The following is a 19,217-nucleotide window of genomic DNA, read 5'->3' on the forward strand; positions in this document are numbered from 1 at the left end:
ACCGACGTGCGGCAGTGGACCAGGAAGAACTCGCTCAGCGGCCCCAAGCTCCGGTCGGAGATGGACGCCCACGAAGCGTCGGTGCTGCGGTCGCTCGTGTCCTCCGTGCGGGGCATGCTCGAGGAACGCGCCGGACAGACCCCGCAGGACGACCTCGCGGCGCTGACCGGCCTGCGCACCGGTAACGCCACCCCGCCCGAGATCCCGGCGCTGCGACGACTCCTTCCCGACTTCCACCGCCCCGACGCCGATGCCGTCGCCGATGTCGGCGACGACGCCGCCGACCTCAACGGTGCGATGCGGAGCCTGCACGAACCGAGCATCATCGATGCGAAGCTCGCCGCCGGCGCGGTCATCCTGCGCACCGTGCCCGAAGGCGGCGGCAAGGTGGTGCTCAATCCCGAACAGGCCGAAGCCTGGCTGTACGGGCTCAACGACGTGCGGCTCGCGCTCGGCACCACCCTCGGCATCGACGCCGACACCCCCGACGTCCTCGACGACGACGATCCGCGTGCCCCGCATCTCGACGTCTACCACTGGCTGACATGGATGCAGGACTCCCTCGTCCAGGCGCTTCAGCCGTGACCGTGCCGGGGCCGACCGATTCGCTGCTCGACGTGGCGGGTCTGAGTGTCGGTCACTGGCAGCGCCTCGATCCCGAGGTCACCGTCGGCACCCCCGAGATTCCCGGTACGGGCGCCGCCACGGGATGCACCGTCGTGCTCGCCGACCCGTCCGCCGTCGCATCGGTGGACGTGCGCGGCGGGGGACCGGGAACCCGGGAGACCGACCTGCTCGATCCGAGTCATTCCGTGCAGCGTGTCGACGCGGTCCTCCTCACCGGTGGCAGCGCATACGGGCTGGCCGCCGCCGACGGCGTGATGCGCTATCTCGAGAAGAACGGCAAGGGCATCCCGATGGGCGCGCCCGGCGCGGTCGTCCCGATCGTCCCCGGCGCCGTCATCTTCGACCTGCCGGTGGGTCAGTGGTCCGCGCGCCCGACCGCCGATTCCGGATGCACCGCCGCGGCCACCGCCAGCTCCACGCACCTCGAGCGCGGCAGCGTCGGCGCCGGCACCGGTGCCCGCGCCGGGGCGCTCAAGGGCGGCATCGGCTCGGCGAGCGTGCGGATCACGGACGGTCCCGCGACCGGGGTGACCGTGGCGGCACTGATGGTCGCCAACCCCGTCGGCTCGGTGTTCGACCCCGTGACCGGACTGCCCTGGGGCGTCGACGCCGCGCGAGCCGAAGAACTCGGACTGTCGTCGCCCTCCGCGGCGGATCTGGCCGCGGCCCGCGCGCTCGGCGACAAGGGCACCGTCCTGAACACCACGATCGGTGTGGTCGCCACCGACGCACCGCTGTCGAAGGCGGCGTGCCGTCGCGTCGCGGTCACCGGGCACGACGGTCTCGGCCGCGCGATCCGTCCCGCGCACTCACCGCTCGACGGCGACACGATCTTCGCCCTCTCGACCGGCACCGCCGACGTCTCCGACACACTGGGCGACGCCCCGTCGATCCTGGCCTTCGCCGCCGAACTGCCGATCCTCGCCGCGGTGTGCGAGGCCGCCGCGGTGGTGGTCGAACGCGCGATCGTCGATGCGATCCTGTCCGCGACCTCCGTGGCCGACATCCCCGCCTATCGCGACGTGCTGCCCTCGGTCTTCGGCCACTGACCGGTACGTGACGGCAGAATGGTGCCATGACCATTCCCAGCGGCACCGGCGCCGACACCCGCATCCGGCCGATCTGGCAACGTGCCGGACTGTGGATCGGCGGGTTCGTCGCGATGCTCTACGGCATCGAGACCGTCGATGCGGTGCTCCCCGCCGATCTCGACGCGGCCGGTGTTGAACCCCGCACCGCCGACGGGCTGTGGGGCGTGCTGTTCGCGCCGATCCTGCACGCCGACTGGGCCCACCTCACCGCCAACACCGTGCCCGCGCTCGTCCTCGGCTTCCTGGTGCTGCTCTCCGGCATCGGGCGCGGCCTGGCCGCGACCGCGATCATCTGGGTCGTCGCAGGAGTGGGGACGTGGCTGATCGCGGGCTCGGGCGAGACCCACATCGGAGCGTCGAGCCTGATCTTCGGGTGGCTCACCTATTTGATCGTGCGCGGAGTGTTCACCCGCAAGGCCGGGCAGATCCTGCTGGGAGTCGTGGTGCTGTTCCTCTACGGCGGCATGCTGTGGGGGGTGCTGCCGAGCGAACCGTGGATCTCCTGGGAGGGGCACTTCTTCGGTGCGGTCGGCGGCGTTCTCGCGGCGTGGGCGCTGTCCGCGGACGCGCGTCGCGCCCGTCGCACCACCCCCTCGGTCGTGCCGCGCTGACCACCCGCGCCGACAACCCGCCGATCGGCCGCGCGAAGTGGCCGAACGATCCGCGCGTCACACCTTCCCGGCCACTGTGAGTCTGCGCCGCAATACGCGCGTTGGCTTCATCGAGGGACCTTCGGCATGGCAGCATGGCTGATATGCGCATGACCGTTCTGGGGTGCTCGGGCAGTGTGGCCGGGCCGGATTCCGCAGCCTCCGGCTACCTGCTGACGGCACCGGACACCCCGCCCCTGGTCATCGACTTCGGTCCCGGCGTCCTCGGCGCGCTCCAGCGCCACGCCGACCCCGGCGAAGTGTCGATCCTCCTGTCCCATCTGCACGCCGATCACTGCCTCGACCTGCCCGGTCTGCTGGTCTGGCGCCGCTACTCGCCGTCCCCGCCGCAGGGCCGCGTCCTCACCTACGGTCCCGCCGGCACCGCCCACCGCATCGGTGTGGCGTCCGCGGAGATCCCCGGCGAGGTCGACGACGTCAGCGACACCCTGGACGTCCGGATGCTCGGCGACGGCGAGCAGATCCGGTTCGGGAGCCTGACCATCTGCCCCGGCCGCGTCCACCACCCGCCGGAGGCCTACGGCTTCCGCATCACCAGCGACTCCGGCCGCACCCTCGTCTACACCGGCGACACCGGCATGTGCGATTCGGTCGTCGAACTCGCCCGCGGCGCCCACGTGCTGCTCGCCGAGGCGTCGTGGACCCACGCGCCGGGGGAACGCCCCGAGGGCGTGCACCTCTCGGGCGCCGAGGCCGGTCGCGTCGCGGCCCTCGCCGGTGTCGGCGAACTCCTCCTGACCCACATCCCGCCGTGGACCTCCCGCGAGGACGTCATCGCCGAGGCCAAGGCCGAGTACTCCGGACCGGTCCACGCGGTCACCGCCGGAGACGTGTACCGCATCTGAAAGGCCCGCCCCCGGATCGCCTAGGCTCGGACGAGTGACGACACGAGAAGACGGCAGAGCGGACGACGAACTCCGGAGCATTCGCATCACCCGGGGTTTCACCAACCACCCGGCGGGCTCCGTGCTCGTCGAATTCGGACAGACCCGCGTGATGTGCACCGCCAGCGTCGAGGAAGGCGTGCCGCGGTGGCGTAGGGGCTCCGGTCTCGGCTGGCTCACCGCCGAGTACGCGATGCTTCCCGCCGCCACCCACACCCGCAGCGGACGCGAATCGGTCAAGGGCAAGCTCGGCGGCCGCACCCAGGAGATCAGCCGGCTCGTCGGCCGGTCGCTGCGCGCATGCATCGACCTCGCCGCCCTTGGCGAGAACACCATCGCGATCGACTGCGACGTGCTGCAGGCCGACGGAGGCACCCGCACCGCGGCGATCACCGGCGCTTATGTCGCACTGTGCGACGCGGTGACCTACCTGCGTGCCGCGGGCAGCCTCGCCGACCCGCAGCCCATCTCGTGCCAGATCGCCGCCGTCAGCGTCGGCGTGGTCGACGGACGTGTCCGTCTCGACCTGCCCTACGAGGAGGACGTGCGCGCCGAGGTCGACATGAACGTCGTCGCCACCGAGACAGGCACCCTCGTCGAGGTCCAGGGCACCGGCGAAGGCGCGACCTTCCCGCGTTCCACGCTCGACGCGATGCTCGACTCCTCGCTCGCCGGCATCGAGGAACTGTGCCGGATCCAGCGCGAGGTGCTCGCCGAGCCGTACCTGGGCACCCTGCCCGAGCCGGTCGAGGCGGAGGTCGTCAAGAAGAAGTTCGGAGTCTGACGTGCGGGTGCTGGTCGCAAGTCGCAACGCGAAGAAGCTGCGCGAACTGCAGCGCGTGCTCGACCGCGCCGGGATCGACGGCATCGAACTCGTAGGTCTCGACACCGTCCCGCCCTACCCGGAGGCACCCGAGACGGGGGAGACCTTCGAAGCGAACGCCGGAGCCAAGGCCCGCGACGGCGCAGCCGCCACAGGGATGCCCTGCGTCGCCGACGACTCCGGTCTCGAGGTCGACGCCCTGCGCGGCATGCCCGGCGTGCTCTCGGCGCGCTGGAGCGGACGCCACGGCGACGACGAGGCGAACACCGCACTGCTGCTCGGCCAGATGCAGGATGTGCCGGACGCGCGTCGCGGCGCGGCCTTCGTGTCGGCGTGCGCGCTCGTGGTGCCGTCGGACGACGGATTCGTCACGACCGTCGTGCGCGGCGAATGGCGCGGCAGCATCGTGCGCGAGCCGCGCGGCGAGAACGGTTTCGGCTACGACCCGGTCTTCCGCCCCGAAGGCGAGGAACGCACCGCCGCGGAACTGTCCGCGGAGGAGAAGGACGCACAGTCGCATCGAGGACGGGCACTCGCCCAGCTCGTGCCCGCCCTCGCTGCGCTCGCCGCAAGCGCCTGATTCGCGGCTCGCCNGCGCCAGCCTGCGTCCCACGTTCCTCGCGCACGGGTTCCGCGGCGCCGGTATCCGATGCAGCAACAGCGTCGGATGCCGGCGCCGCAGTCGTCCCGGTCGTCGGTTGCGTATCCGGTTCGACGGGTTCGGTCGCCTCGTCGCCGCGGGAGAGTTCACCGCCCACAACGGGCCAGCCCGCAGCGACCAGCTGCTCACGGACGCGCTCGACGTCCTGCGGGTCCGGTTCCTCGTGGATCACCCCTGCCACGATCTTCCGCAGGGTGTCGTGGTCGACCTGCCGCTCCGGGTGCTCGGACGCGGTCGCCGCCGCCGTCTCGATCGCCTCGAGAAGTTCCTCGTCGGTGAGCCGACGCTCGAGCACGGCAAGCAACGCGAAGTGATCCTTGGCCGGGATCCCCTCGGGATATCCCGCACGCAACCAGTCCAGTACCACCCGTGGATTCCAACGCGCCATCGCCGCCTCCTCACTCACCGTCCCGCATCGGACCCTTCGAACCGAAGGGTCCGGCGGGAACCCCCTGTCAGGGCCACAGGGTTCCCGCCACGATAGCGAGGAACACCTGGTTCGCCCCGTCAGGGGAGCGACATGTCCCGCAGATACGCCGTGACCATGGCGGTGAGCTCGTCGGCCACGACGTCCCGATCCACCGGGGGACGGTCGAGAACACAGGAGACGGCCACGTTCTCGACCGTGCGCACGAAGATCCACGCGATCGCCTCCACAGGGCGGCTACCGCGTCCGCGGAGATGGAAACGCAGCGACATGGTCCTGACGAGATCGGCTCCCGGGCGCCGGTTGCTCGAACACCTCGGCGACCGTGCGGCACGCCGCGAACTGGCACCGAAGTTCGGTCCCGCGAAGCCGGACGTGGGTGTCCTGCAGGTATGACGAAAGCGGCCGCGGGAGGAGCATGGTGCTCCTCCCGNGCGACGCGCGCCTACCGCGCAGTCAGCTCGCGTCGTGGGACGAGAGTTCGTCCCCTGCCCTGTCGTCCCCTACCCTGTCGTTCTCTGCCCTGTCCGTCTCCTCGAGGACCCAGCGCATCTCGACGACCGTGCCCTTCGGGCCGGCCGAGACCTGGACGTCGCTGGCCAGATTGCGGATCAGCGTCAGCCCGTGACCGCGTGAACGTCGGGCGTCGCTGTCGACGGCGTCGTGCCAGGAGCCGTGGTCGACGACCCGCACGACCACCTCACCCTCGTTGGGCAGATACGTCGCCTCGTAGTCGAGCGTGCCGTGCGCGTCGTCCGGCGCATAGGCGTGCTCGACGGCATTCGCGAGCGCTTCGTAGCTCGCGAGCAGTATGTCCTGTCGTTGGTCCTCGCTGAGGGGGAGCTTCGCCAGCCACCGCCTCGTGACGACCCGCAGGCCTGCAATCTCGGTCGGGTCGGCTCGCACACCCGACGAACGGATCTCGTCGGGAAAAAGCAAAGCTGACTCCTCGGGCGCAGACGACATGGCTCCTCGGTTCGTCGGGTACGGCGGTCTACTCGGAGACGCCTTCCGGCGAGTTACCGAGGCCGACGAGCGCGTCGTCGAGCTTCGGATGGATCGCCAGGACCTCTCCGAGGCCGAGGAGTTCGAGCGGGCGTGCCGTGGCGCTGCCATGTGCCACGACGGCGAAACCGGTGTTGTCGCCGGCTCGCTTGGACAACTCGACCAACAGAGCGATACCCATCGAAGCGAGGAAATCAACCCCGCTGAGGTCGACGATAAGTCCGGAGATGTCGGTGTCGAGGAGTGCGAGGGCTTCCTGCTCGAGGAGCGGGGCACTCGTCATGTCGACTTCGCCGTTGACGGACAGTACGGCCACGGAGCCGATACGGGTCGTGGAAACAGTCATATGCGGATGCGCGGTCATGGGATCGTTCACCTTGCCATCATGCAAGATCGTGCCGATAGATGCACATATCGGTCCGTCGGCCGAGGCCGCGACCCGCCGTGACCACCCTGTGACCATGCTGTCGCCGAGTCTGTAATGTTCCCTTTCGAGCAGGGAGGGAGGGGCGCCGAGTGGACATGCACCGAGCGCAGAGCGAGTCGGTCGAACCACCGTCGTTGCTCCTCATCGAGGACGATCCGGGCGACGCGCTCATCGTGGAGGAACTCGTCGTCGACAGTGCCCCCGAGATGACCGTCGTGTGGGTGCAGACACTTGCGCAGGCCCGCGACGAACTCGCCACGTCGGCTCCCGACTGCGTACTTCTCGACCTCCACCTGCCCGATGCGAGCGGCCTCGAAGCCGTCGCCCGCATCCAGGAAATCACCGATTCCGTCCCCATCGTCGTCCTCACCGGCCTCGCGGAGGAACAGACCGGCCTCGCCGCGCTGTCCGTCGGCGCCCAGGACTATCTCGTCAAGGGACGCGTCGAACCCGATCTGTTCGGCCGCGCCGTCCGCTACGCCATCCAGCGAAAGCAGACCGAGATCGCTGCGGCGGAACTCCAGGCGAGCCAGCTTCACGCGCAGGAGAACGCCCGACTCGAACGCGGCCTGCTCCCGTCCCCACTCCTGCGCGACGGGCAGGACTTCGACGTCGTCGCCCGTTACCGACCCGGCCGGTCGTCTGCTCTTCTCGGCGGCGACTTCTACGACGTCGTGCAGACCGGCGACGGCACCGTCCACGTCCTCATCGGCGACGTCTCCGGTCACGGCCCCGACGAGGCCGCCCTCGGCGTGGGCCTGCGCATCGCGTGGCGCACGCTCGTGCTCAGCGGGGTAGACGGTCCCCGCCGCTTGCACCAACTCGAGGAACTGCTCGTCGCCGAGCGCACGGAGAGTCGCTTCTTCGCGTCGATGACGAACCTCACGATGTGTGCCGACCACGGCACCGTCGAGGTCATGCGGGCCGGTCATCCCGGGCTGCTGCTCCGCCACGGCGGAACCATCGACTGGATCGAAGCGCCCGGTGGTCCCGCTCTCGGCCTGCTGCCGGGAGTGGCCACCTGGCCCGTCCACGAGTTGGATCTGCCCGGGGACGGCGCGATCGTGTTGTTCACCGACGGATTGTTCGAGGGTCATCGAGGCGACGGCCCGGAACGACTCGGTGAGGAAGGACTCCTCGAGCTCGCGCGCGAACGCGCCCATCTGCCGGCTGCCGAGTTCACCGACTCGCTGATCGACGGTGCCGAGAAACTCGCGGACAGTAGGGGAGGGCTGTCCGACGACGTGGCAGTCGTCCACGTGCAATGGAACAGGAAGTGATCATCACCGCATGACGAACAGCGACGCAACGGCGGAGACGGGGGACGTGCGTCGCCCTCCCTCTCGCAGGATGACGGTCCAGGCATGGTTCCTGCTCGTACTCGGCGTGATGGGTGTGTTGGTGGTCGTCGGCACCGTGGTCGGCAGCCACTTCCTCCGTGAGACGACCGAATACTCCAACTACGTGCGCGACCGGATCCAGCCCGCCCGCGTCGAGGCGTACCGGTTGCAATCGGCGCTGATCAACCAGGAGACGGGCGCACGGGGCTACATTCTCGCCGCCGATCCCGATTTCCTCACGCCCTACGAGGAGGGACGGCGGGAGGAGGAGGCTGCCGCCGCCGAGTTGCGCGCTCTCGTCGGCGACGAGGAGAAGCTGATGGCGGACCTCGACGCGATCGAAACGCACGCGGCGCAGTGGCGACGTGTGTACGCCGAACCGCTCATCTCCACCGTCGTACCGGGGGAACCGCAGTTCGTGGATCCCGCCGTCGTCGATGCGGGCCGCGTCGCGTTCGACCGGCTCCGGGCGGCGTTCGAGGTCCAGAACGCCGATCTCGCGCAGGCCCGAGAGGACGGCATCGCGACGCTCGAGGACACCCGCACCACGCGCGACCGCATCCTTGCCGGCATGGTCGTGGTTTTCCTGCTCGCCGGCGTGGGCCTGGCAGTCCTGCTCCAGATGATCGTGGTCCGTCCGATCCAGTGTCTGCGACAGGCATCGCGCAGCGTCGTCGCGGGCCAGAACTTCGAGCGCGAGATCGAGCCGCAGGGCCCCGCCGACATCTATGCGCTGGGTCGCGACGTCGAGGACATGCGCGAGCGGATCGTGCGCGAACTGCAGGTCGCGCACGAGCGTGAGGAGCAACTCGAGAACCAGACGACGGAACTGCGGCGCTCGAACTCCGAACTCGAACAGTTCGCCTACGTCGCCTCCCACGACCTGCAGGAGCCGCTGCGCAAGGTCGCGTCCTTCTGTCAGCTACTCGAGAAGCGTTACGGCGACAAGCTCGACGAACGCGGCACCCAGTACATCGCCTTCGCGGTCGACGGCGCGAAGCGTATGCAGGTGCTCATCAACGACCTGCTGACCTTCTCCCGCGTCGGACGCGTCAGCGACGCGCACATCCGCACCGAACTGGATGTGACCCTCGACGCGGCTCTGACGAACATCTCCCAGGCGGTCGAGGAATCCGGGGCGGAGATCACCCGGCCCGAGTCCCTGCCGACGATCGTGGGCGATCCCACACTGATGATCATGTTGTGGCAGAACCTGATCGGCAACGCGATCAAATTCCGCCACGAGGACAGGCCCGTGGAGATCCGGGTCGACTGCGAGGAGATCGTCGACGGGGACGACGAGTTCTGGCGATTTTCCGTGCAGGACAACGGAATCGGTATCGCCGAAGAGTTCGCCGACAAGGTCTTCGTGATCTTCCAGAGGCTGCACGGCCGGGACGTCTACACCGGCACCGGCATCGGCCTGGCCATCTGCCGCAAGATCGTCGAATACCACGGTGGAGAAATCTGGCTCGACCCGCAGTATCGGGAAGGCAGTCGATTCTGCTTTACGATTCCCAAGGCAGGCGACGACATGTCTGCAACCGAAGTCGCTCTGAAAGGGGCATCTGCATGAGCGTTTCCGGGCGGCCGATCGACGTCCTCCTCGTCGAGGACGACCCCGGCGACGAATTGATGACGCGCGAAGCGTTCGAGGACAACAAGATCGGAAACACCCTTCACGTGGTCCGCGACGGCGAGGAGGCACTCGACTTCCTCTACCGGCGCGGAGAGTACGAGAGCGCCCCTCGGCCCGACCTGATCCTCCTCGACCTGAACCTGCCCAAGTACGACGGACGGCAGGTCCTCGAGCAGGTCAAGTCCGACACCGACCTCACCGACATCCCCGTCGTCGTCCTCACGACCTCGGCAGCGGAGGAGGACATCCTCCGCAGCTACAAGCTGCACGCCAACGCGTACGTGACGAAGCCGGTCGACCTCGATCAGTTCATCCACGCGGTGCGCCAGATCGACGAGTTCTTCGTGCAGGTGGTGCGCCTGCCGCGACGCTGAGCGCGCTCGTTCGCAACGAAATCGGGCGGATCCTTCGAGAGGATCCGCCCNACCGGCTCAGACGCCGAAGTCGGCCTTCACCTGCTGGGTGCGCTTGTGCTCGACGAAGAAGGACAGGAACGGGATGGTGCCCGCCAGGAGCGTCCACACCGTCCGGGCGATCGGCCAGCGCACCTTGATCGACAGGTCGAAGGTGAGGACCAGGTACACCGCGTACACCCAGCCGTGCACGATCGCGATCCAGGCCGGCACGTTCTCGACACCGATGATGTACTTGGCGACCATCTCACCGGTGAGGATCAGCAGCCAGATACCGGTCGCGTAGGCGAGCACGCGGTAACGCAGCAGAGCCGACCGGATCTTCTTGCGGTCGGCCTCACTGACGACGCGCGGCGTGGTGGCCTGGCCGGACGCCTGCTCGGGGGTCGTGCTCACTGAGCGCTCCTATCGGACCTGCGCGCGAGCTGCGCGAGGTACTCGTTGTACTCGTTGATCTGTTGTGCGTCGGGATCCGCGGCCTCCTGCTCGCGTGCCTCAGCGAGCGTGCGCGGACGGGTGGGAAGAAGATCTTCGGGGATCTCGGTGGGCTCGTCCGGCTCGGAGGGGCGTCGTCCGCCGGTGCTCTCGGCTTCCTGCTCCTCGGCCTCGAGGCGGACGAAGCGCCGGTAGGCGTAGACGCAGAAGAAGGCGAAGGCCGGCCATTGGAGGGCGTAGCCGAGATTCTGGTAGGTGCCGCCGACCGCTTCGAACCGGACCCACTGCCAGTAGCCGAGACCGAGGCATCCGGCCGCGGCCACCAGGACCAGGATGATCAGGGCCAACCGGCGGGGAGGGCGATGCTCGGACACGCCCTCGACGGTACCCGAACGGTGCACCGACCTGCCAAGACCGGTCGGTGCACCGTGGGTGAGGTCACGTGGTGCGCGAGGGGGGACTCGAACCCCCACGCCCGTACGGGCACCAGGTTCTAAGCCTGGAGCGTCTGCCATTCCGCCACTCGCGCGTCACGGACACAATACGTCACGAGAGTTGGTCCTCCTCGCCGAAGGTGAACCGGCGTCGCCCGGCCCAGGTGGGCGTCTGGCTATGGCAGTTCGGGCAGAGAAAGCGGACGTTGTGCGGTCGGGAATCGTGGGGATTGCCATCGATATGGTCGATGTGGAACGTCAAAGGCGCTCCGCACCACATCGGCTCGATTCCGCATCCCTCGCATTTGTGGGGACGTCCCGACTCGACGAGTGCGCGACGCAACCGTTTCGGGGACTGTCGATTGGATCCGACCGGCTTGAGGGTGAGAATTTCGGTCCATGCGAGTCGGTTTCTCGGTGGTCGGCCCTTCTGGTGGGCCTGTCCGGTGAAATGAGACGTATCGATGCCGAGTCTGCGAATTCGGCGGCTGATATGTGTATGAGCGCCGCCCGACTGTTTCAGCCCGAGATGTCGCAGCACCCCCGCCACACTGGTGGACTTCACGACTGCCTCTTCCAGGATCTCCTTCGTGTATTTGACCGGCCGCATCATCGTGCCTTCGTCCGCGGCCGGAGACTCGAACTGAGGGGTGCTTGTACGAGGGGATCGACGCCACGGCGTCGTCCGGCCCAGGTCGGTGTCTGGCTATGGCAGTTCGGACATAGAAAGCGCACGTTCTCGGGTCGAGAGTCGTGCGGGTGGCCGTCGATGTGATCGACGTGAAGCACAAGTGGAGATCCGAACCATTCCGGGCCTGTACCGCATTTCTCGCACTTGTGCGGCCGTCCGTATTCCAGGAGGGCGCGCCTGAGGATCTTGCCCTCCTTCCGGTTCGCGCCGGCCGGTGCGAGCGTGAGCACCTCGGACCAGTGGAGTCGATTCCGTGCAGGCCTGCCTTTCTGATGAGCCTGTCCAGTGAAGTGGGACGTGTCGATGCCCAGTGCCTTGATCCTGCGACTCAAGTGGGTGTGGTGCCCACCGTTGGGTCTGAGCCCCAAGTGCCGCATGACTTCGGCGAAGTTGGAGCAACTGCGTACCGCCTCCTCGAGAACCTCCCGCGTGTACTTCACCCTTCTCCCCACCGAGCCCCCTATCGAATATTTGTTCGATTCGCCCGAAAGGCTATCGAGGGGGTCCGACACCTTTTCGATCTTGCGATGCACGATCCGCGACGCCCGTCAACAGGTAACGATTTGATAACGAAAAACGTGAGGGATTCCTCGGGTTCATGGACGTCCACGCATCGGCGCAGCCAGGAGTGATTCGGGTTACCGACCAGTTACTTTCGAGCGAGTGTGTGAGCGAAATCACTGGTGGGAGAGGTGCCGGGCAAACTGCGGGAAACAAAACATGAGGAACTCCTCATGATTTTGTGCGAACCTGGGCGTGCCCGAACAGCGGACCACTAGTCCAGCAGCACACCGGCGCGCAGCGCTGACACACGAAGCCTCGACGCCGGGGTGTTCAGGAGAGGAACCACACGCGTGACGATCGACGAGACCACACCAGGCGACAACGGACGGAACTCGAAGGCATCACGACGCACCACCGATCGGTCCACGGCAGCCGCTCCGGCCCGTGCCCTGGTCGACAAGCTCCTCGCGGGTGAGCCCTACGCGCTCGCCTTCGGCGGCCAGGGCGCTCCCTGGCTCACCTCGCTCGAGGAGCTCAGCCGCGACAACGGACTCGAACCGGCCCTCACCGACCTGGTCAACCGCGCCACCGCGCACCTCGCCCCGGTCGCGAGCGACCTCGTCGTGGTCCGCCCGACGGGCTTCGACCCCGTCGCGTGGATCCTCGAGGCCGAACTCGCCGACGAGGACGACGCGCCCTCCGGCCCCTCCGAAGCAGCTCTCACCTCTGCCGCCGTGTCGCTGCCCGGCGTCTTCCTCACCCAGGTCGCCGCGCTGCGCGCGCTCGCGAACCAGGGCCTCGACGTCGACTCCGTCGCACCGAGCGCGGTTATCGGCCACTCGCAGGGCGTCCTCGCCGTCGAGTCCGTCGCCGCCGCCGGCCGCAAGGACGCCGAGATCCTCGCGATCGCCCAGCTCATCGGTGCCGCCGCGACCCTCGTCGGTCGCCGCCGCGGCCTGATCTCCGGCGCCGGCAAGTACCCGATGCTCGCCGTCGCCAACGTCGACCCCGAGCGCCTGCGCGCGATCGTCGCCGAGGTCTTCGAGGGCCAGGACCCCGAGCGCAGCGCCGTCGTCGCGATCCGCAACGCCCGTCGTCGCGTCGTGCTGTCGGGCCCGCCCGCCGCTCTCGAGCGCGTGCAGCAACGCTGCGAGCAGATCTCCGCCGCGGAGACCCGTGAGCGCGAGGCCAAGAAGCGCGGTGGCGCCGTGTTCTCCCCGACCTTCGAGCCCGTCGCGGCCGAGGTCGGCTTCCATCACCCCGCCTTCGCGGATGCTGTGGAGCAGGTCGCCGACTGGGCCGCCCGCTGCGAGCTCGACTCCGAGCTCGCGCGCAGCCTGGCGCAGGCCATCCTCGTCGCCCCGATCGACTGGGTCGAGCAGGTCGACTCCGTCGTCGCGTCCGGTGCCTCGTGGATCCTCGACCTCGGTCCGGGCGAGCTCCTCACCCGCATGACCAGCTCGGGCCTGCGCGGTCAGGGCGTCGGCATCATCGCCGCCGCGACCCGCGGCGGTCAGCGCAATCTCCTCACCCCGGGCGCCGAGCCCGAGGTTCCGCGTGCCTGGTCGGAGTTCGCTCCGAAGCCGGTCGCGTTGCCCGACGGCCGTATCGCCGTCGAGACGGCCTTCACCCGCCTGACGGGCCGCTCGCCGATCCTGCTCGCGGGCATGACCCCCACGACCGTCGATCCGAAGATCGTCGCCGCGGCCGCGAATGCCGGTCACTGGGCCGAGCTCGCCGGCGGCGGTCAGGTCACCGAGCAGATCTTCGCCGACCACGTCGCCGAGCTCACCGAGCTGCTCGAGCCGGGCCGCGCCGTCCAGTTCAACTCGATGTTCCTGGACCCCTACCTGTGGAAGTTGCACGTGGGCGGCAAGCGCCTCGTACCCAAGGCCCGCGCGGCCGGTGCGCCCTTCGACGGTGTCGTCGTCACCGCCGGTATCCCGGAGCTCGACGAGGCCGTGCAGATCATCTCCGACCTGCGTGAGGCCGGCATCGAGCACGTCGCCTTCAAGCCGGGCACGGTGGCGCAGATCCGTTCGGTGATCCGTATCGCCAACGAGGTCCCGGACTATCCGGTCATCGCCCACATCGAGGGCGGCCGCGCCGGTGGTCACCATTCGTGGGAGGACCTCGACGATCTGCTCCTCGACACCTACGCCGAGCTGCGCACGCGCCCGAACTTGGTGCTGTGCGTCGGCGGTGGGATCGGCACGCCGGAGAAGGCTGCCGAGTACCTGACCGGTCGCTGGTCGACCGTCTACGGCTTCCCGGCGATGCCGCTCGACGGCATCCTCGTCGGCACCGCCGCGATGGCGACTCTCGAGGCCACCACGGCTCCCGAGGTCAAGCAGCTGCTCGTCGACACCCCCGGCACCCCCGACTGGGTCGCCGCCGGCACCGCGACCGGCGGTATGGCCTCCGGTCGCAGCCAGCTCGGCGCCGACATCCACGAGATCGACAACGCCGCATCGCGCACGGGTCGCCTCCTCGACGAGGTCGCCGGTGATGCCGACGCCGTGGCCGCGCGCCGAGCCGAGATCGTCGATGCGCTGAACGGAACGGCGAAGCCGTACTTCGGCGACCTCGACACCATGACCTACCTGCAGTGGCTCGAGCGCTACCTCGAGCTGGCGGTCGGTGCGGACAACGGCGCCGAGTTCGACTGCGGCAGCGATCTCGGCGATGTCCTCGCCGAGGCGCACACCAGCCCGTGGCTGGACGTGTCGTGGCGTGAGCGTTTCCGCGACATGCTGCAGCGCGCCGAGGCCCGCCTGCATCCCGTCTGCCGGGGCCCGATCCCGACGTTGTTCGAAGACGACGCGGTGCTCGAGCGCCCGTACGCCGCGATCAAGTCGCTGCTCGCGCAGTATCCCGACGCGGGTGACGTCGTGCTGCATCCCGCCGACGTGCCGTTCTTCGTGTCGCTGTGCCGCACCCCCGGCAAGCCCGTCAACTTCGTTCCGGTCGTCGACCAGGACGTGCGTCGCTGGTGGCGTTCGGATTCGCTGTGGCAGGCCCACGATCCGCGTTACTCCGCCGACCAGGTGTGCGTGATCCCCGGCACCGTCGCCGTTGCCGGCATCACCCGTGTCGACGAGCCGGTCGGTGAACTCCTCGACCGTTTCGAGAAGGCCACGGCCGACGAGCTCGTCGCCGAGGGCGCGGAGCCGGTGGAGCTCGCCGCGCGTCGTCACCGCGACATCGCGCCGGGTCTGCTCGACGCCGTGCTGTCCTCGCCGGACGTCTCGTGGGCGGGTCGCCAGACCCGCAACCCGATCCACCGTCTCGGTGATCTGGACGAGTGGACCGTCGAGTCGGAGACCGCTGCCTCGCACGCCCCGACGGGTGCGACCCTGACGATCCTCGACGACGAGCACGTCGGCCTGCGGGTTCCGCTGGTGCGCGACAAGGCCGTCGAGATCCGCCTGACCGTGCCCGCCTCGGTCGTCTCCGGTGGCGCGCCTGTCGTCACCGAGGCCGACGCCGATGCGTCGATGTCCGCTCTGCTCGGTGTCGCCGCCGGTCAGGAACTGCCCGAGGTCAGGAAGGGCGCTGCCCGTATCACTCTCGGCTGGCTGCCGGAGAAGATCGCCGACCACGCCGGTGTCACCGGTTCGGGTCTGCCCGCCACCCTGACGCCGAGCGGCAATGGTGTGCCCGATGTGCTCGTGGGTGCCTGCTGGCCGGCCGTCTTCGCCGCGCTGGGCGCCGCCCGCACCGAGACCGACCTGTCGGTCATCGAGGGCATGCTCGACCTGGTCCACCTGGACCACGCGATCGACGTCAAGAACGGTCTGCCGACCGATCCCGCCTTCCTGGGCGTCAAGGCCGAGGTCACCGGTGTCTCCGACACCGACCTGGGTCGCGTCGTCGAGGTCGACGTGGTCATCACCGCCGACAGCGGTGACGGCTCGGGCGACCGGGTGGTCGCCACCCTGGCCGAGCGGTTCGCGATCCGCGGCCGCACCGGCACCGCCGATCTCGCCGATCCGGTTCGCGCCGGTGGCGCTCTCACCGAGGCCGTCACCGACACGCCGCGTCGTCGCCGCCGCGATGCCGTGATCGTCGCGCCGACCGACATGAGCGCCTTCGCGAAGGTCTCCGGCGACCACAACCCGATCCACACCTCCGACAACGCCGCGCTGCTCGCTGGTCTCGGAAGCCCGATCGTCCACGGCATGTGGCTGTCGGCTGCGGCCCAGCAGGTCGTCACCGCGATCGAGCAGGACGCGAAGCTGCCGGTCCGTCGCCTGACGGCATGGACCACTCGCTTCCTGGGCATGGTCCGTCCGGGTGCGAAGATCGACGTGCGCGTCGACCGCATCGCCACCGACGGTGGTGCCGAGGTCGTCGAGGTCGGCTGCCGCGTCGACGGTGATCTGGTGATGGTCGCGACCGGCCGTATCGCCGCGCCGAAGACCGTCTACGCGTTCCCGGGCCAGGGCATCCAGCGTCCCGGCATGGGCCTCGACGCCCGTGCCCGCTCGAAGGCCGCCCGCGAGATCTGGGAGCGCGCCGACAAGCACACCCGCGAGGCGCTCGGCTTCTCGATCCTGGCCGTGGTCCGCGACAACCCGACGGTCCTCAAGGCCCGCGGTGTCACCCACAAGCACCCCGACGGCGTGCTGCACCTGACCCAGTTCACGCAGGTCGCGATGGCGACCCTCGGTGTCGCGCAGATCGCTGAGCTCGAGGAGGCCGGTGCGTTCGTCGACGACGCCTTCCTGGCCGGTCACTCGGTGGGCGAGTACAACGCGCTCGCCGCGGTCGCCGGTGTGCTGCCGCTCGAGGCCGTCCTCGAGGTGGTCTTCCAGCGTGGCTCCGCGATGCACGCTCTCGTGCCGCGCGACGAGCACGGCCGCTCGAACTACCGCATGGCCGCGATCCGGCCGTCGCAGTTCGGTGTGGACGACGCGGATTTGCAGGCCTTCGTCGCCGGTGTCGCCGAGGAGACCGGGGAATTCCTGGAGATCGTCAACCTCAACCTGCGCGGTTCGCAGTACGCGATCGCCGGTACGGTCGCCGGCCTCGAAGCCCTCGAGTCCGTGATCGAGCGCAAGGTCGCCGAGTTCGGTGGCAAGCGCGCGTTCATCCTCGTCCCGGGCATCGATGTGCCGTTCCACTCGACCGTGCTGCGCGGCGGTGTCGACGACTTCCGTGAACGTCTGCTCGCCCTGCTGCCGCAGGAGATCGACCCGCACATCCTCATCGGCCGGTACATCCCGAACCTCGTGCCCAAGCCGTTCAACCTGGGTCGCGAGTTCATCCAGGAGATCGCCGACCTGGTGCCGTCGCAGCCGCTCGCCGACGTCCTCGCGGATTTCGACAGCTGGTCGGCCAAGCCGGTCGAGCTCACCCGCGTGGTGCTCGCCGAGTTGCTGGCCTGGCAGTTCGCGTCGCCGGTGCGCTGGATCGAGACGCAGGACCTGCTGTTCGCCGACGAGACCGACGGTGGTCTCGGTGTCGAGCGGTTCGTCGAGGTCGGCCTCGGTGGCGCGCCCACCGTCGCGAACCTCGCGTCGCAGACGCTGAAGCTGCCCGGTCGTTTCGGTCAGCCCGTCGAGGTGCTCAACATCGAGCGCGAGGCGTCGATCGTGTACTCGACCGACACCGACCCGGCTCCGGTCGAGGACGACGAGCCGGTCGCACCGGCTGCCGAGTCCGCTCCCGCCGCTGCTGCGGCCCCGACACCCGCCGCGGCTCCCGCTGCGCCGGCCGGTGGCCCGACCCCGGACGACATCGCGTTCAAGGCCGCCGACGCCACCAAGGTGCTCATCGCCCTGTGGACGAAGCTGCGTCCGGATCAGATCGGCCCCGCCGACACGATCGAGGCGCTGTGCGACGGCGTGTCCTCGCGCCGCAACCAGCTGCTCGTCGACCTCGGTTCCGAGCTCTCGCTCGGCGCGATCGACGGTGCCGCCGACGCCGACATGGGTGCCCTCGCCGGCACGGTCGACCGTCTCGCCCGCACCTACCGCCCCTTCGGCCCGGTGCTGTCGGACTCGATCAACGATCACCTGCGCAAGGTGTTCGGTCCGTCGGGCAAGCGTCCCGCCTACGTCGCCGACCGCGTCGCCAAGGTGTGGGGTCTGGGCGAGGGCTGGGCGTCGCACGTCACCGCCGAAGCTGCTCTCGGCAGCCGCGACGGTTCGTCCGTCCGCGGCGGCGACCTGGGGGGCCTGACCGATGGTGCCCTCGCGGATGCCGCTTCGGTCGACAAGCTGATCGACGCCGCCGTGCAGTCGGTGGCCTCGCGTCGCGGAATCGCCGTGTCGATGCCGTCCGCCGGTGGCGGCGGGGGAGCGACGGTCGACGCCGCTGCCCTCGGCGAGTTCGCCGAGCAGATCACCGGCCGCGACGGGGTTCTCGCCAGTGCCGCACGTCTCGTGCTCGAGCAGCTCGGCCACACCGAGCAGGTCTCGGGCCTGGCCGACAAGGCCGACGACGAACTCGTCGACCTGGTCTCCGCGGAGCTCGGCTCCGACTGGCCGCGTCTGGTCGCTCCGGCCTTCGACGAGCGCAAGGCCGTCCTGATCGACGACCGCTGGGCCACCGCCCGTGAGGACCTGGCCCGCGTCTGGCTCGGGGAAGGGGCGAGCGGAGCGACGGGGGATTCGAACAGCTTCGACGTCGAACGCTTCATCGGTGCGGGTCGGACCGTGGCTGCGCACGCCGAGTTCTGGGGCCGCAAGGCCACCGAGGCCGGCCGTACGGAGCTCGCGCAGACCTACGCGGCGATCGCCGAGACCGCCGTCGTCACCGAGGGTGCCGAGTACGCGGACGAGGTCGCCGTGGTCACCGGCGCCAGCAAGGGCGGTATCGGCGCAGCCGTCGCCGCGAAGCTGCTCGCCGGCGGTGCGACGGTCGTCGTCACCACGTCCTCGCTGAACGACAGCCGCCTGGGCTTCTACAAGGAGCTGTACGCACGCAACGCTCGTGCCGGCGCCGCGCTGTGGGTGGTTCCCGCGAACATGGCGTCCTACAGCGACGTCGACGCCCTGATCGAGTGGATCGGCACCGAGACCGTCGAGGTCGCCGGTGGTGCGAAGAAGCTCATCAAGGACGCGCTCACCCCGACGCTGCTCTTCCCGTTCGCCGCGCCGCGCGTGGCGGGCTCGCTCGCCGACGCCGGTGCGCGGGCN

Annotated in this window: 18 protein-coding genes, 1 tRNA gene and 1 pseudogene; 11 read left to right on the top strand and 9 right to left on the bottom strand. The window is 69.2% G+C overall.

Going from position 1 to position 19,217, the window contains the following annotated elements; translation table 11 throughout:
• Positions 1-6: 6 nt before the first annotated feature.
• The 6 genes from QR64_RS19190 to rdgB all read left to right on the top strand — a co-directional run bounded on the left by QR64_RS19190 (position 7) and on the right by rdgB (position 4,676).
• Positions 7-585, top strand: a complete 579-nt coding sequence (locus QR64_RS19190) for a DUF2017 domain-containing protein (RefSeq protein WP_039586832.1) — start codon at positions 7-9, stop codon at positions 583-585.
• Positions 546-1,676: a P1 family peptidase gene (locus tag QR64_RS19195; protein WP_052227376.1), complete on the top strand. Its 1,131-nt coding sequence runs from the start codon at positions 546-548 to the stop codon at positions 1,674-1,676. The genes QR64_RS19190 and QR64_RS19195 overlap by 40 nt, the downstream gene beginning before the upstream one ends.
• Positions 1,677-1,702: 26 nt before the next feature.
• Positions 1,703-2,329, top strand: a complete 627-nt coding sequence (locus QR64_RS19200) for a rhomboid family intramembrane serine protease (protein WP_006554742.1) — start codon at positions 1,703-1,705, stop codon at positions 2,327-2,329.
• Between the two features lie 143 nt (positions 2,330-2,472).
• Positions 2,473-3,234, top strand: coding sequence for a cyclic nucleotide-degrading phosphodiesterase (locus tag QR64_RS19205; protein ID WP_033096427.1), 762 nt, complete (start codon positions 2,473-2,475; stop codon positions 3,232-3,234).
• 34 nt (positions 3,235-3,268) lie between these two features.
• Positions 3,269-4,057 carry a ribonuclease PH gene (gene rph / locus QR64_RS19210; protein WP_006554744.1) on the top strand — a complete coding sequence of 263 codons (789 nt, stop codon included), beginning with the start codon at positions 3,269-3,271 and terminating at the stop codon, positions 4,055-4,057.
• Between the two features lie 7 nt (positions 4,058-4,064).
• Complete coding sequence (gene rdgB, locus QR64_RS19215; RefSeq protein ID WP_039587351.1) at positions 4,065-4,676, top strand: RdgB/HAM1 family non-canonical purine NTP pyrophosphatase; 612 nt, start codon at positions 4,065-4,067, stop codon at positions 4,674-4,676.
• A gap of 178 nt (positions 4,677-4,854) precedes the next feature.
• On the opposite strand, the pseudogene QR64_RS28735 reads toward rdgB, so the two are convergent.
• Together QR64_RS28735 and QR64_RS19225 are read right to left on the bottom strand one after the other, a co-directional pair.
• Positions 4,855-5,145, bottom strand: a pseudogene (locus tag QR64_RS28735) (DUF3349 domain-containing protein); the annotation flags it as partial.
• A gap of 119 nt (positions 5,146-5,264) precedes the next feature.
• A complete protein-coding gene (locus tag QR64_RS19225; protein WP_019288989.1) occupies positions 5,265-5,456 on the bottom strand; it encodes a hypothetical protein in 192 nt (63 codons plus the stop codon).
• Between QR64_RS19225 and QR64_RS28595 the strand changes: the two genes are divergently transcribed.
• Complete coding sequence (locus QR64_RS28595) at positions 5,455-5,580, top strand: hypothetical protein (RefSeq protein ID WP_255027026.1); 126 nt, start codon at positions 5,455-5,457, stop codon at positions 5,578-5,580. The genes QR64_RS19225 and QR64_RS28595 overlap by 2 nt on opposite strands.
• 60 nt (positions 5,581-5,640) lie before the next feature.
• Here the strand turns inward: QR64_RS28595 and QR64_RS19230 are convergent, their stop codons facing one another.
• Together QR64_RS19230 and QR64_RS19235 are read right to left on the bottom strand one after the other, a co-directional pair.
• Positions 5,641-6,123, bottom strand: coding sequence for an ATP-binding protein (locus QR64_RS19230; RefSeq protein ID WP_024100519.1), 483 nt, complete (start codon positions 6,121-6,123; stop codon positions 5,641-5,643).
• Between the two features lie 55 nt (positions 6,124-6,178).
• A complete protein-coding gene (locus QR64_RS19235) occupies positions 6,179-6,535 on the bottom strand; it encodes an STAS domain-containing protein (protein WP_019288992.1) in 357 nt (118 codons plus the stop codon).
• Between the two features lie 176 nt (positions 6,536-6,711).
• Here QR64_RS19235 and QR64_RS19240 point away from each other — a divergent pair, with 176 nt between their 5' ends.
• The 3 genes from QR64_RS19240 (at position 6,712) to QR64_RS19250 (ending at position 9,969) form a co-directional block, all read left to right on the top strand.
• Positions 6,712-7,896: a PP2C family protein-serine/threonine phosphatase gene (locus QR64_RS19240; RefSeq protein ID WP_235367292.1), complete on the top strand. Its 1,185-nt coding sequence runs from the start codon at positions 6,712-6,714 to the stop codon at positions 7,894-7,896.
• A 70-nt stretch (positions 7,897-7,966) separates the two neighbouring features.
• Entirely contained in the window at positions 7,967-9,532 is a 1,566-nt protein-coding gene (locus QR64_RS19245; RefSeq protein ID WP_039586842.1) for a sensor histidine kinase, read from the top strand.
• Positions 9,529-9,969 carry a response regulator gene (locus QR64_RS19250; protein ID WP_006554751.1) on the top strand — a complete coding sequence of 147 codons (441 nt, stop codon included), beginning with the start codon at positions 9,529-9,531 and terminating at the stop codon, positions 9,967-9,969. The genes QR64_RS19245 and QR64_RS19250 overlap by 4 nt, the downstream gene beginning before the upstream one ends.
• Before the next feature lie 57 nt (positions 9,970-10,026).
• Here QR64_RS19250 and QR64_RS19255 read toward each other — a convergent pair whose 3' ends face one another.
• The 5 genes from QR64_RS19255 to QR64_RS28235 all read right to left on the bottom strand — a co-directional run bounded on the left by QR64_RS19255 (position 10,027) and on the right by QR64_RS28235 (position 12,008).
• Positions 10,027-10,404, bottom strand: a complete 378-nt coding sequence (locus tag QR64_RS19255; protein ID WP_006554752.1) for a DUF3817 domain-containing protein — start codon at positions 10,402-10,404, stop codon at positions 10,027-10,029.
• On the bottom strand, positions 10,401-10,817 hold the full coding sequence (locus tag QR64_RS19260; protein ID WP_024100522.1) for a hypothetical protein: 417 nt from the start codon (positions 10,815-10,817) through the stop codon (positions 10,401-10,403). Before QR64_RS19260 ends, QR64_RS19255 begins: the two co-directional genes overlap by 4 nt.
• Before the next feature lie 69 nt (positions 10,818-10,886).
• A tRNA-Leu gene (locus tag QR64_RS19265) sits at positions 10,887-10,972 on the bottom strand.
• 17 nt (positions 10,973-10,989) lie between these two features.
• Positions 10,990-11,490 (bottom strand): HNH endonuclease, encoded by a 501-nt coding sequence (locus QR64_RS26140; RefSeq protein ID WP_084222375.1) that lies wholly within the window; start codon positions 11,488-11,490, stop codon positions 10,990-10,992.
• Positions 11,487-12,008: an HNH endonuclease signature motif containing protein gene (locus tag QR64_RS28235; RefSeq protein ID WP_033096430.1), complete on the bottom strand. Its 522-nt coding sequence runs from the start codon at positions 12,006-12,008 to the stop codon at positions 11,487-11,489. Before QR64_RS28235 ends, QR64_RS26140 begins: the two co-directional genes overlap by 4 nt.
• 414 nt (positions 12,009-12,422) lie before the next feature.
• Here QR64_RS28235 and QR64_RS19275 point away from each other — a divergent pair.
• A partial coding sequence (locus QR64_RS19275) for a fatty acid synthase subunit beta domain-containing protein (RefSeq protein WP_235367293.1) occupies positions 12,423-19,216 on the top strand: 6,794 nt, incomplete at its 3' end.
• Position 19,217 lies beyond the last annotated feature (1 nt).

It is taken from the genome of Rhodococcus sp. Chr-9, assembly GCF_000801125.1.
GTDB lineage: Bacteria > Actinomycetota > Actinomycetes > Mycobacteriales > Mycobacteriaceae > Rhodococcus > Rhodococcus pyridinivorans.